This window comes from Bacillus sp. es.036, from assembly GCF_002563635.1.
In the GTDB taxonomy this organism is placed as follows: domain Bacteria; phylum Bacillota; class Bacilli; order Bacillales; family Guptibacillaceae; genus Guptibacillus.
The window spans coordinates 3,211,305-3,224,828 of record NZ_PDIZ01000001.1 but is presented as its reverse complement, the minus strand read 5'-3'; the positions used below and the strand labels follow the sequence as shown (position 1 = coordinate 3,224,828).

General features: G+C 36.8%; 11 protein-coding genes. 10 read left to right on the top strand and 1 reads right to left on the bottom strand.

Going from position 1 to position 13,524, the window contains the following annotated elements; genetic code table 11:
* From pgsC to ATG70_RS16155, 10 genes are all read left to right on the top strand, one after another.
* On the top strand, nucleotides 1–450 hold the full coding sequence (gene pgsC / locus ATG70_RS16200; RefSeq protein ID WP_098445290.1) for a poly-gamma-glutamate biosynthesis protein PgsC: 450 nt from the start codon (nucleotides 1–3) through the stop codon (nucleotides 448–450).
* A gap of 11 nt (nucleotides 451–461) precedes the next feature.
* Complete coding sequence (locus ATG70_RS16195; protein ID WP_098445289.1) at nucleotides 462–1,616, top strand: CapA family protein; 1,155 nt, start codon at nucleotides 462–464, stop codon at nucleotides 1,614–1,616.
* Entirely contained in the window at nucleotides 1,606–3,264 is a 1,659-nt protein-coding gene (gene ggt / locus ATG70_RS16190) for a gamma-glutamyltransferase (protein ID WP_098445288.1), read from the top strand. The genes ATG70_RS16195 and ggt overlap by 11 nt, the downstream gene beginning before the upstream one ends.
* 52 nt (nucleotides 3,265–3,316) lie before the next feature.
* Entirely contained in the window at nucleotides 3,317–3,520 is a 204-nt protein-coding gene (locus tag ATG70_RS16185) for a hypothetical protein (RefSeq protein ID WP_142329591.1), read from the top strand.
* Between the two features lie 129 nt (nucleotides 3,521–3,649).
* On the top strand, nucleotides 3,650–6,784 hold the full coding sequence (locus ATG70_RS16180) for a C40 family peptidase (RefSeq protein WP_098445286.1): 3,135 nt from the start codon (nucleotides 3,650–3,652) through the stop codon (nucleotides 6,782–6,784).
* 72 nt (nucleotides 6,785–6,856) lie between these two features.
* On the top strand, nucleotides 6,857–7,510 hold the full coding sequence (locus tag ATG70_RS16175) for an N-formylglutamate amidohydrolase (protein WP_098445285.1): 654 nt from the start codon (nucleotides 6,857–6,859) through the stop codon (nucleotides 7,508–7,510).
* Nucleotides 7,511–7,733: 223 nt separating this feature from the next.
* Nucleotides 7,734–8,417, top strand: a complete 684-nt coding sequence (locus ATG70_RS16170; RefSeq protein WP_098445284.1) for a hypothetical protein — start codon at nucleotides 7,734–7,736, stop codon at nucleotides 8,415–8,417.
* A gap of 426 nt (nucleotides 8,418–8,843) precedes the next feature.
* Nucleotides 8,844–9,797, top strand: a complete 954-nt coding sequence (locus ATG70_RS16165) for a DUF1672 family protein (RefSeq protein WP_098445283.1) — start codon at nucleotides 8,844–8,846, stop codon at nucleotides 9,795–9,797.
* Nucleotides 9,798–9,831: 34 nt separating this feature from the next.
* Entirely contained in the window at nucleotides 9,832–11,919 is a 2,088-nt protein-coding gene (locus tag ATG70_RS16160; RefSeq protein ID WP_098445282.1) for an SA1320 family protein, read from the top strand.
* Between the two features lie 157 nt (nucleotides 11,920–12,076).
* Nucleotides 12,077–12,361 carry a hypothetical protein gene (locus ATG70_RS16155; RefSeq protein ID WP_098445281.1) on the top strand — a complete coding sequence of 95 codons (285 nt, stop codon included), beginning with the start codon at nucleotides 12,077–12,079 and terminating at the stop codon, nucleotides 12,359–12,361.
* A gap of 62 nt (nucleotides 12,362–12,423) precedes the next feature.
* Here ATG70_RS16155 and ATG70_RS22855 read toward each other — a convergent pair whose 3' ends face one another.
* Nucleotides 12,424–13,521: a hypothetical protein gene (locus ATG70_RS22855; RefSeq protein ID WP_257147733.1), complete on the bottom strand. Its 1,098-nt coding sequence runs from the start codon at nucleotides 13,519–13,521 to the stop codon at nucleotides 12,424–12,426.
* Between the last annotated feature and the right edge of the window lie 3 nt (nucleotides 13,522–13,524).

Below are 13,524 nucleotides of genomic sequence, written 5' to 3'. Positions count from 1 at the left end.
GTGTTTGGTTCGGATTTATATATTTCTTTAGTTATCGGTGTTATTTTAAGTTTGATTTATGCAGAAAAAACGGGGATTCTTCCAGCAGGATTAATTGTTCCAGGCTATCTTGCGTTAAGTTTTGATCAACCGATTTTCATGTTAACGATGTTTATTATTAGTTTACTAACCTATTTAATTGTTCAGCATGGAATAGCGAAATTTACGATTCTATATGGTCGACGAAAATTTGCGGCGATGTTAACAACAGGAATTGCATTAAAACTTGCTTTGGATTTCGCTTATCCTATTATACCTTTTGAAATATTTGAGTTACGTGGGATTGGTGTTATTGTACCTGGTTTGATCGCAAATACGATTCAAAAACAGGGTGTTGTACCAACACTGGGTAGTACTATACTCCTTAGCGGTATTACATTCTTAATCATGTTCTCATATTATCTTATTTAGGGTGAATGTAAATGGCTAGGAAGTTGAATTTTAAAGAGAAAATTTTAAAGAAAATCAAATGGCATAAGAAAAGAACACTTACTCATACGTTTATTGCCTTAGGATTATGTATTATTTTGATGATTCCCTTCTCCTATTTATTAAAACCGGGTGAGTCAGAAGCTGTTGATAATGATGCTATTCTAACAGCAACAATGGTGGGCGATATTATGTTAGGTCGCTATGTTGAAAAAGCAACGGATGAACATGGATATGACCATCCATTTGAGTATGTAAAGCCTTATTTTGAGAACTCAGATTACGTATCAGGTAATTTTGAAAATCCTATCGTTTTGGACGAGGATACAGCTGCAGTTGATAAGTCAATAAACTTAAAGACTAGTAAGGAGAGTGTCAAAGCATTAGACAATGCGAATTTCACTGTCGTTACCCTCGCTAACAATCATATGCTTGATTACGGGATAGAAGGTCTTGAAGATACAATGTCTACTTTTGAAAATGCGAAAACTGATTTTGTTGGTGCCGGTGAAAATCTTGAATCTGCCAAAAAAATCAAGTATTCAGATGTCAATGGGGTAACCATTGCAACGCTTGGGTTTAATGACTTTTTCGAGGATGATAGTAGGGCTAAAGGTACAAAAGGTGGCGTTTTAGCAGCCAATCCTGAGTATTTCATTCCAATGATTGATGAAGCAAAAAAGAATGCGGACCTCGTGTTTGTTAATATTCATTGGGGAGCTGAGTACGAGAATGAACCTCATCCAAGACAGGTTGAATTAGCACACGCAATTTCAGATGCAGGGGCAGATGCGATTATTGGTCATCACCCACATGTTTTATCCACAGTCGAAATGTACAATGATACGGCTATTTTCTATAGTCTTGGTAATTTTGTTTTTGATCAAGGGTGGTCCAGAACACATGATACGGCTCTAGTACAATATAACTTGTACAAAGATGGAACAGGAGAATTTGAGATTATTCCTGCAACTATTAAAAATGCACAGCCGAGGCCTTTGACAGATTTAAATTGGTATAACAGTTTTAAAATCACGAGGCAAATGACTAAGAATTTAGATGATCATGAATGGTCTAAAGAAGGCGAAAGCATTATTTTGAAAGTGGATCATTCAGATATATTGAAGGGAGAATCCCTTGGAAAGTAAAAAATTCATTATCTTACTGTCGGTTATCTTTTTAGTTGGTATGGGTGCTTTCTTTAAGTTTTATGGTCTCCCCCCTGAAAATCTACCGTTCTCAACTGCTCCAAATTTCGATTTAGAAGATGGAAAGCCTATAGAATCTAGTGAAGGCTATGGAGTTAGTGCGTCACATCCTCTAGCGGTTAAAGCTGGTATGGAAGTGATGAAAAATGGAGGAAATGCGGTAGATGCTGCTATTGCGGTCTCTTATGTTCTTGGAGTAGTAGAGCCTTATGGCTCTGGTATTGGCGGTGGGGGAGAAATGTTGATTTATCCTAAAGACAATGAACCGATCACTTATATGTACCGTGAAAATGCTCCATTAAATGGGAACATGCCTTCCGGATATTCTGGAGTCCCTGGTTTAATTCAGGGAATGGAATCGTTACATGAAGATTATGGAACAGTTGATATGAAACAACTGATTACACCAGCAATTGAAATTGCAGAAGACGGTTTTGAAGTTGATGAAGCCCTTTATGATCGATTGAAAGGGGCACAGTATCGAATGCCTACAAGTGATATTCCTCACTTTTACCCCAAGGGGAAACCGATTAATCCTGGTGTAACGCTGAAACAGAAAGAGCTTGCTGAAACGTTAAGAAAGCTTAGTAATAAAGGTTCAGATTCTTTCTATGAAGGTGAACTAGGTGAGAATTTTCTGGAAGCGACAGATGAAATTAAGAGTGAAGATTTACAATCCTATTCAGTATTAAAGCAAGAGCCCGTTAAAGGAGAGTTCGCAGGATATGATGTTTATTCTGCCCCGGCCCCTTTAGCTGGAATTACTCTGATTCAATCATTACAGATGGCTGAATTGATGAATATAGAAGAAACAGTAGATGAACCTGCAGATTTTATCCATATCGTTGGAGAGATTACAAAGAGAAGTTATAACGATCGTATTGATAATATTGCAGATCCTGCTTTCGAAGATATTCAAACAGAAAAGTTAACGAGCATGGAGTACTCTAGCGAATTAGCTGAAGATATTTCAATGGAACATTTGTCTGACGAGTATGAAGTAAATGATAGTCCAGCAGATGAGGAAGATCATGATAATACGACACATTTCGTAGTTATCGACAAAGAGGGTACCATGGTTTCTGCGACTCACACCCTTAGTAATTTCTTTGGTTCTGGAAAATACGTTGATGGTTATTTTGTAAATAATCAGCTGAAAAATTTCAGTGAGAGCAGTGACTCTCCAAATAAAATCGAACCCGGGAAGAGTCCACGTAGTTTTACAGCGCCAACAATCTTATCTAAAGATGGAAAACCGGTCATTGGAATAGGTACTCCGGGTGGGAAAAGAATTCCGATGATGATTGCAGAGGTACTTATTCGTAATCTTACATTTAAAGAATCGATTGAAGACGCGATTCAACAACCTCGTTTCTACGTTGAAGATGAAAAGATTCAACTGGAATCTGAGGAAGAATATCCAGAAGAAGTTGTGGATGAATTAGAAGATCGAGGTTACGAAGTTGAGTACTATGATGCAGGTCAGTATTACGGCGGTGTACAAAGTCTAATTGTCAATTATGAGGAAAATATGCTCTATGGTGGCGCAGACCAGCGAAGATTGGGAGCATGGCAAGTTGAAAAATAATGAAAATGCTACAAAAATAAAACAAAACTTTATTATCAGGGAGAGATTATTCATGAAAACAGCTCTACGCGAAGTAAGTCCTTTTATTCTATTAACATTAATTTTCACATTTATGGTGACATTTAAAGAGGTTGATACGTTAACTGATTTGGAAAGAACCTCCATTGAAGAACAGCAGTTAATCATTGAGCAGCAAGCTGAACAGACTCCGTCAGATTTGGATACAGCGAAGTCAACATTTAAAGTTACAAACTAATAGGTCTAAAGGCACGGTTCTTGTATACAAGAACCGTGCCTTTTTACTTCTTTTTATTTTCTGACAAATATCTCGTTGATTTTCGACAAGATTCACAGTAATCTTTAGAATGTACAGGGGGGGATAATATTGCATATAGAGGAAAAATTTTCTTTAAAATGGCTGGTTATTGTCTTTTTTACATTCTTACTTGTTTATCAATCTGAGGTCTCAGCTGAGGATAACGTTTCTCAGAAAATTATCAGTGAAGCTGAAAGTCATCTAGGTACTCCTTTTTTCTCTGGTGGCGATTCACCAGAAGGTTTCAACGGTTCTGGATTTGTTTATTATGTTTATCGTAACAGTACAGATATTTATGTCCCGCGTTACTTATCTGAACAGTGGGATATTGGGCAAGAAGTTGAAAGAAGTGCCTTACAGCCCGGTGATGTTGTTTTTTTTAGTAACACGTACAAAGAAGGCATTTCGCATAACGGTATTTATCTCGGGGATAATCAATTCATTCACGTGACAACTTCAAAAGGTGTAGCAATTGATTCATTCGACGACAGTGAATATTGGGAGTCAAAATATACTGGAGCGAAAAGGTATGATAACTTAGCGATTGATTTAACCGAATCTCCTATTGCTAAAGAAGCAATCGAATTACTCGGTACTCCTTATAAGAGCGGTGGAGATACATCATCAGGATTTAGTAGTTACGGATTTATTGAATATGTATTTCAAAAAGCAGAAGACATTTATATTCCATCGACAAGAGATAACCAATGGAAGGCAGGAGAAAAGGTTTTAAGAGAAAACCTTCAACCTGGCGATATTATTTTCTTTAGTAATACGTACAAGTCTGGTTTATCGCACAATGGAGTTTATCTGGGAAATCATCAGTTTGCGCACGTAACCACATCAGAGGGAGTGACAATCGATTATTTGGATCAAAACTCTTACTACAATGAGCGATATACCGGCGCGCGACGTTATGGTTCATTAAAGCCAGACACTGACGATGTTGCAGCTATCGAAGCGATTAACCTTGTAGGATCTCCTTATAAAAGTGGGGGTGAATCACCGTCAGGATTTGATAGTTCAGGATTTATTGAATATGTTTTTCAAAATGGAAGTGATACATTGGTTCCTCGTAAAAGAGAAGATCAATGGCTAGTCGGAGAAAAAGTTGAAAAAGAAAACCTTCAGCCAGGAGATGTCGTCTTTTTTAGCGATACGTATAAGCCTGGTATTTATATAGGGAAGGATCAATTTGTTCATGTGACTACGTCTTCGGGCGTAACCATTGACTATATAGATAAGAACAATTACTATCGTTCAAAATATACCGGGGCAAAACGGTATGATAATCTTCAGCTAGAGGTTTCTGATCCTGTCGGTGAATTGGCCATTTCGTTAATAGGATCTCCTTATTTAAGCGGTGGGGATTCACCAGAAGGCTTTAGTAGCTATGGATTCATAAAGTATCTCTTTAATGAAAGTAAAGGTATCGTTTTACCGACTTCAAGAGATGATCAATGGAAACTAGGTGATGACATTTCTAAAGAAGATCTTAAACCGGGAGATGTCGTCTTTTTCAGCAATACGTATAAAGAAGGACTTTCTCATAATGGTATTTACTTAGGTCAAGATCAATTCGCTCACGTGACAACATCAGCTGGAGTGAAGGTTGATTATCTAGATAAAAACGCTTACTATAGCTCCAGGTATACGGGAGCAAGAAGATATAGTGATATGCAGATCCAAGCTGTCAATGATGTCACTACTGAAGCACTATCACATCTCGGTGCTCCGTATAAGAGTGGTGGGGAATCGATTGATGGATATGATAGTTCCGGTTATATTCAGTACGTTTTTCAAACTGTGTTAGAAACAGCAATTCCCCGTACTACAGCTGATCAATGGAAAACAGGGGAAGAGGTTTCTGAAGACCTTCAACCGGGAGACGTGGTCTTCTTTAGTAATACTTACAAAGAAGGTATCTCGCATAATGGCATCTATTTAGGAAACGATCAATTTATTCATGTAACAACTTCTGATGGAGTTGTCATCGATTACCTTAATAAAAGCAATTATTACAGTTCAAAGTATACAGGTGCACGTCGCTTTAACGGGTTGGAAATTGTAGCCGAGAATCCGATTACGAAAGAAGCAATGAATCTTATTGGTTCTCCGTATGAGTCTGGTGGAGAAGGCCCTGAAGGTTTTAATAGTTCAGGATACATTCAATATGTTTTTGAAAAGGCAGCTGATATTTATATCCCTCGTTACACCGAAGACCAATCAGCTGTTGGTGAGACAATTTTACTTGAAAATCTTAAACCTGGAGATGTTGTTTTCTTTGAAAACACCTATAAAGAGGGGATTTCTCACAATGGTATTTACCTTGGTCAAGATCAATTTGCTCATGTCACAACATCGGATGGCGTCACGATTGATTACCTGAAAAAAAGTAATTACTATTCATCAAAGTTTGCTTATGCGAAACGATATGACGAACTAAAGTTACAACTAGACATTCCAATAGTGTCAGTTGCAGCTAGTTACATAGGAGTTCCATATGAGTTGGGAACTGAGAGGATGCCAGATTTCTTTGATTGTTCGAGTTTCGTTCAGCATGTCTTAAATGAAGTGTACGATGTTTATTTGCCTCGAACCAGTACTGACCAATGGGAAGTTGGAGAGCCAGTCGAGAAAGCAGAATTGCAACCAGGAGATGTTGTGTTCTTTAGTGACACTTATCAACCAGGTATATCCCACAACGGAATTTACGTTGGAAACGGCCAAATCATCCATGCGAATGGACAGGCAGGGGAGGTTTCTGTAGGGTACTTAGATCATAATTCCTATTATTCTCCTAAATACACAGGTTCTAAGAGATATAACCTAGAAAATGAGACAACAACAAATAATATTGTGACGGAAGCTAAGCGTTATCTTGGTGTACCTTATCTGAGTGGTGGATCAACGCCAGAAGGTTTCAACGCTTCTGGATATGTTCAATATGTTTATGCTCAGAACAACATTGTTCTTCCAAACTACGGATCTCAACAGATCGACATTGGTACTCATGTCGATAAGGAGAGTCTTCAGCCTGGTGACCTTGTTTTCTTTGAAGGGAATTACATTCATCCGGGAATCTATGTAGGGAATAACGAATTTATTCATGTGACCGAAACGTACGGTGTTTATATTTCCAATTTAGATGAGAGTAATTATTGGGCACCAAAGTATAAAGAGGCAAGAAGAATAATTGAATAAATATATATACAAAGTCAGGGACTATATGGTTCCTGGCTTCTTTACTATAATGGGTCAAGAGGGGTGAGTGTGATGAAACTAGATTTGAAAAAGATCTTAGAAATAGAGGATCAGTTTTCTCAAAATAGCTATCGAGGAGACGTGCGCTCTGATCAGTCAGTAAAGGTTAAGCAGGGGGTGATCCCTGTGATGATCTCAGCCCCACATACAACTAAACAGATTAGAAATGGCAAAGAGAAGGAAGCAGATGTTTACACAGGTGCATTAGCTTTAATACTCCATGAAATAACTGGATGTCATGTCATACTAAATACTAAATTAGGTGAAGATCCAAATTACATATTAGGTGGCCATTACAAAGAAGTTCTTGGAGAACACTGCTTAAATCATAAAGTTGATTTGGTTATTGATGTACATGGTGCTGCAGCAAATAGAACTTTTGGTGTCGATTTAGGTACGAGTAATGGAAAAACACTTTCCAAACAGAAACGTGATGTTATGATTGATCATTTCCCCAAAGCTAACATAGAAGCAACTGTAAACAAACGTTTTACTGCCTCACATCCTGGGACAATTACTTATCATTCTTCCAATGCATTAAAAATGGAAGCCGTTCAGATCGAAATCAATCGGAAGTATCGGGATCCTAGGAGAGAGCTCGATTTGTTTGTTGGGATGGTTGGATGTTTGAGTGGAATTATTGAAATGATCATAAATGGAAAATAGAAGTGTATCGGGTCACCCTTTGATTCTTAAAACTGATTTATATGATTATGGGTTATAGTAAATGCTCAACAGAACAGTTCCATAGGTTTCATTAACAAAAATGTTACCTATTTCAATTTTGTGTAAAAATGACTTGAAACTAGAAAAAATGACCAGACACCTAGACATAAATTTCCTTTTGTCGTACTCTAATAAAGGGTTTTAAACAATGGGGGATTATTTGTTGTACAAACTATTTAAAATAGGGGCATTATCCATTTTTATTGCAATTTCGTTAGTTGGATGTGGAAAAAATGCACAAGAACTAAGTGGTAAAGAAATAGACCAAAACTCACAGGTATCTGCTAGTGAGGGTACAAGAGATAGCAAAATTAAAGAAAATAGTAATCCTGGTCCAGGGGAAATAGGTCATATTATAAAGGATGATCGAGGAACCGCTGAATTGATAAAGATTGAAGAATTCAACGAAACAATTGAATTGGACCCTGTGATTTTCTCCATTGAAACAATGGAGATCTTTGAACTAACTGAGCTTTCTGAGGAATATGCTAATCAAATGAGTCATTTCACAGATAGAGAGATAGATCCGAAAGAAGGCTTTGTGTTCCTTCAGGTTACTTCCAATTTGGAAAATACTAAAGACCAATATGTGACTTTTGAAGGAATAGACAAAATTGTGACAAACAAAGGTCAGCAAATAGATGGTTGGCAGTCTGATTTTATCGAAGATGCATCTGAACTTAAAGGAGATTTAATGGGGAAAGTTAATGGACCAATGTATGATGGGTTTATTTTAAACGAGAAAGATATCTCTACTTTGAAGTTCTTTACTTCAGATGTGACGGAACAAGATACTTATGACCTAATAGCGAATGGAAAAGAAGTTACTCTAACGTTTGAGCATTGATTAAAATATATACTCTAGCATATTATAATCAATGTTAATAGAAAACTAGGAGACTAATCAAGAGGGATTGGTTTCCTAGTTTTTTTATAGCACGAGGTTATGTTCCTCTCACTAGAATTTGAGAATAGTGAAAATAACAAAGATGAGATCTTGTAATTTGTGGGTTTGAATTTTTTAAATAGGGTACTTAAATTGGGTGGTATGTAATTATTTGTAAAATAAGTGTGCTAAGTAAATGAAAAGGGATAATAAAATCCTACTTACTAGTAAAATAGTTCTAATTAATAGGTCGGTTTATTAGTTCAGATAGACTATTTTCAATTAATTGGCAACCAGGTCACTCTGTCACATAAATCTCATTTATAATCTATTATGGAATAAACGAATACAGATACATACTAGCAAGAACTGAAAAAGGAGCTACTTATGACTAAAAAACGATTCCTACTTACTGGCATCCTTTGTAGTGCATTATTATTAGGAGGTTGTTCTGCGTTGACTAATTCAAATGATGAGACTGGAAAAGAGAAAGAACAAAAAGCAGATAAAAAGACTGAGGAAGAAATGATAGAGGACAAATATTTTGTTTCAGTCCAAGATTATACTGGAGAAGAATATACGCTTGATAACGGTGAGGAAACAGATAAAATAGCTGAAGAAAACCGAGATGAAGTGGAAAAAGCAATTAAGAAGTACTTCAAGGATGAGTACAAAACAGAGGTTAAGGTACATAACATTGTAGGAGCAATAGATGGGGCCACTGTATTTGTAGAATCAGTTGGTAAGCCACATTTTTATTCTTATGCGATTATTCCAATAGATAAAGATAAAAAAGAGGTAGATTCAGAGGGTGTTTGGTCGCAGGATGGACAGATTGATGCTGCTATCCTAAGTGGGTTATATGCCTGGATTTATGAAGAAAAATTTAAGAAACTTGATCAGTATTTAGAAGAAAAAGTGAAAGAGTATCCTATAGTAAGTATTTCTGAAGAAGCTAATCAGAATGGTGCTGGAAATTATCATACAACCCCATATTATAAATTAGTCATATACGGTGGTATTGTGCAAGAAAAACTCTTAGATAAGTATTTGAATAATCCCGATCGCTCAAAGAAAGAGTGGGTGAGTATGATAGAAGGGGAATCAATTAATCCGGCTATGGTTAGCGTTCTTATACAGTTGTATATGGAAGAACCTGATGTTGAGCCAGATAAAGAGATATTCGATGAAATGGTAAGTGATCTGTCTGATATGGACGGTCTACCCGTTGCGAAATATAGTTTTTTGTTACACGATAATACAATTGATAAAACAAATGCGCAGAATAATAAAGAGAACACTCTAGAAAGAAAAGCACCAAATTATATTATTAAGGAATAGGATTTTAATATAATTTGAAAAGGTGGAGGTATACTTGAAAGCTGTTCAGCACAAAAAAATTAATGATGTGGATCTTGTAGAACTGTCAGGTTTTCATGCATATCGGGATCCATCTTTAACAGAACTTTTAAAAGTAAACAATAACATTTACCAAGTTGTTGATCGAATTGACCTCAAGGCGTCAGGTTTAAATGCATTCACTGTTCAAAAGGTCACCGATGACATAGATTCAAACGAGGTAGCAGTAATTTTTGTAGGAACTAATCCAAAAGACATGAAAGACGTATTTACTGATTTACAACTAATTGGTTCTGATGTCCCCCAACAATTAAAAGATGCGACCATCTATTTTGAAAAGATGGAAAAAGAATTTGGCGATATCTCTTACGTAGCTGGCAACTCTCTCGGAGGTGCTCTTGCAAACTCAATCGCTGTAAAAAATCAAGACGTTAAAAGTGTAACATTAAACCCAGCCATTTTACCTGGCGAACTAACCCCCTCTTCAAACTTAAACGTGAACAGTACCAATTACTTTATGGAATATGACCCTTTGACAAACGGAGAGGAAGCTTTGGATCTTGGTGATCGTATACCAGGAAAAGTATATCGGATAGGAGGGGGGACGCCGACAGGATCTCTTCTGTTGGGTGCTAACCATACTGGTTATCTAGAAGGTGATATGAAGGCTCAACAAGTAGAAGTTGGTGAAGAAGGCGATGTGGGTTACGGGTTTATTCGCGTTGGTGCGGATGAACACATTGTCACTAGTATTTGGACAGGAGAGTCCCTTCACGGAGGAAATTCAAGTCGAATTGAATTGAATGCTGATACGATCAATACGCTCTATCAAGGAATCTATGATTTGGTTGGAAGTCGCTTATCCCTTTCTTCAGAATACATGGGGAATTCCGTTAGTATCGTCGAGGACGAGAGAGCGAAATTTGAAGAACGTGTAACAAATTTAAAAGAAACGTTCTCTACGTTTGTGAAGGAACTAACTTCGTCACCTGTCTTAAAAAGTATTACTGCAACAGGGTACCTTGTCGAGTTTGAACTGGATAGTATGAGAACAATGTTAATTATGGCTGAGGATCGTTTTAGAAGCCTGAATGCATTCCTAAATTCTCCTCCAGCAGAAATTGCTGAACATGTTTTTAAGATGAATGTGAGTGTGGAAAGTATTTTTGGAGAAATTCACAAAAAAATTAATGAGATCGAAAGTTCATTTGAAGATCTAGTACAGCATGTCACTTACATAAGAGAAGAGAAACTACCTGAATTATTTGAGGGAGGAACAGATTTTATCTACGATGCTGTGGTTGGGGAATTAGCCTCTCATTATGAAATCATTAACCAAAATAACGGACTATTGTCACAGCAAATCATGAGTTTTGGAACAAGTGTTTCGGAAACCGCAGCTTCCCTTTTTGATCGAGAATTATCTTTAGCTGATTCCATTAAGTCTAAAGTGAATCAGGTTCAAGACATAGGGAAAATATCTAAAGTAGAAAAATCACGTTTACTGAACTCTCGCTATTTACCAAACGGTCTCTCGATTAAAGAAAAGGTATTGGAAGAAGGAACGGAGACATTTATCCAAGCGATTTGGCAGTTAATTATTCCGCCTCTTTCCTCCATCAAGAGTGTCCTTTCTTTATTCAGGAATTCATTGACTCTATTGATTCAAACAATCCGATTCATTAACGTCCAAGCTACATCCTCTCTACCAGCAAAATTGGTAGGTTTATTTAGTAACTTTGATGAACATATTAATGAACTCATTTCCATTACGCTCACGCCATTAGAGCAACTACAAAATATGGTGGAAGGACTTGAAGAAGGAACTCAGCAGTTGTTAACCAATTTCCCAGATCTGATCGATCGCTTCAAGCCTTATATTGATACAGCACTGTTTAACATTAGTAAATATCAAGACGTTCGCTTGTACAATTTAAGTTCGAACACGATCTTAGAAGAAATGATTCTCTTATTCTCAGATATCATCAACCAGCTTTCCCATCAAAAAGCAGTATCAGTGGAAGCCCTTGTCGAAGAGTCAGAACAGGTGGTGGAGAACCTTAAATTGTTTCACTCACAGGTTGAGAGAGGGACGATTTTTTAACAGGGGGAATCGCTGGAATCGTTGGGGACGGTTCTCATGATGCAATCTATATTTAGAAGGAACAATGATTATTCAATAGTTATTGTTCTTTTTATTTATGGTATTGAATCAACAGAACCGTCCCAGCGATGCCAACAATCCAAAAAAGGGGATGCAGATGAACAAACAAACTATAAAAAACAATCGCAGTAAAATAATGTGGAGTTTCATTAATGTTGCTTTAATTGCTAGTTATATTGTATTAATGTTCGATTCGAACACTCATAATAATCTTTTAGCTACATGCCTCTTCACGACGTACTGGTTTATTCGAATTCTACGTTATGGATTGAACGAACGGGCAGAGGGGAATCAGAAACGTGCTTTATATCATTTGGGGCTGGCCATTATCGTCGGTATGGCTATCGTTGTGGTAGGAGTGATTTATTTGTTTGGGCTGTAGGTGAAACAGCATAGATTGTTGTGCTATGCTGTTTTATGAGAACTGCCTAATTGGTTCCGAAACTATTCAATGGGAATTAATTTTACTTTTGCGCGTGTTTCAATTAAGTCCCCGTTAAAGGTATAGAAAACATAATCACCATCACCTACCCCGTCTCCTAGAATCGTGTTAACGGTGGTACTTCCGTCTGAATCCATCACAAAGAAGTTTGATCCATCACCCACATTAGTAACCTGATAACGCCCTTCTGGGACATCTTTACCTACAACATACTGCCCTGCAATAAGAGTGATTGGCTCTTCTTTTTTTTGTGTAATCACATTCTCGATATCTTTAAGAATACTCTCTTTAGATTTAATCGTTTCATTTACTTGATTTAGTTCTTTTTTATTCGTGTCCAGGTCGCTAGTGATGCTATCTAATTCCTTTTTTGTTTCTTTAAGATTGTTTGATAGGGTGTCAATTTCTTTAGTGAGTTCGTCTTTATCCTTTTGTAGTGCAGCTAATTTAGAGGATTCAGCTTCTCGTTCTTTTTGTACAGTTTCCAGTTCATCTTTCTCAGATGTAATGGTATCATCTGATGTTTTCACTTTTTTGCTTAAGCTTTCTAACTTGCTTTCAGTTTCATTAATCTTATTTTGAAGATCCTCATAACGCTCCTTAGCAGATTTTGTTTTTTCGTGATTACTTAGTTCTTCATTAATAGACACTAATTTGGTTTCTGCTGACTCGATTTCTTCCGTAAGTTCTTTATACTCTTTACTGGCATCTTCTTCTATATTTCTATTCAATCCGAACATAACACCAAATAAAGAACTCACCATTATACACAGTAGAAAGGCTAAAGCGATCCCACCCTTTTTAATAAACTGATAAAAACGTTTAAGATACTTTTCCACTACAATTGGTTGTTTTTCCCTCCAAATGGATATTGACCAATAAATCAAAGCGGATAGGATGATTAGTAAGAAAGATGAAACCCAAACTCCTGGGCTAGTAGATAGAATAAGACTGGGTATTGCTGCTAATAATGCAATAACTGCTGACCAAAGAAATTTCTTTGCGTTTTTGTTTTTCGTAAAATACAACACAATTCCAATAATAAATAGGATTGGAGTGGAAAGTAACGCTATTAAGAAAGGAATAATGAAGAATCCCACGAA

Bases quoted from the DNA above. Each gene is read 5' to 3' on its own strand.
- ATG70_RS16155 (WP_098445281.1), top strand. From the start codon at position 12,077: ATGAACAAACAAACTATAAAAAACAATCGCAGTAAAATAATGTGGAGT.
- ATG70_RS16195 (WP_098445289.1), top strand. From the start codon at position 462: ATGGCTAGGAAGTTGAATTTTAAAGAGAAAATTTTAAAGAAAATCAAA.
- ATG70_RS16165 (WP_098445283.1), top strand. From the start codon at position 8,844: ATGACTAAAAAACGATTCCTACTTACTGGCATCCTTTGTAGTGCATTA.
- ATG70_RS16175 (WP_098445285.1), top strand. From the start codon at position 6,857: ATGAAACTAGATTTGAAAAAGATCTTAGAAATAGAGGATCAGTTTTCT.
- ATG70_RS16185 (WP_142329591.1), top strand. From the start codon at position 3,317: ATGAAAACAGCTCTACGCGAAGTAAGTCCTTTTATTCTATTAACATTA.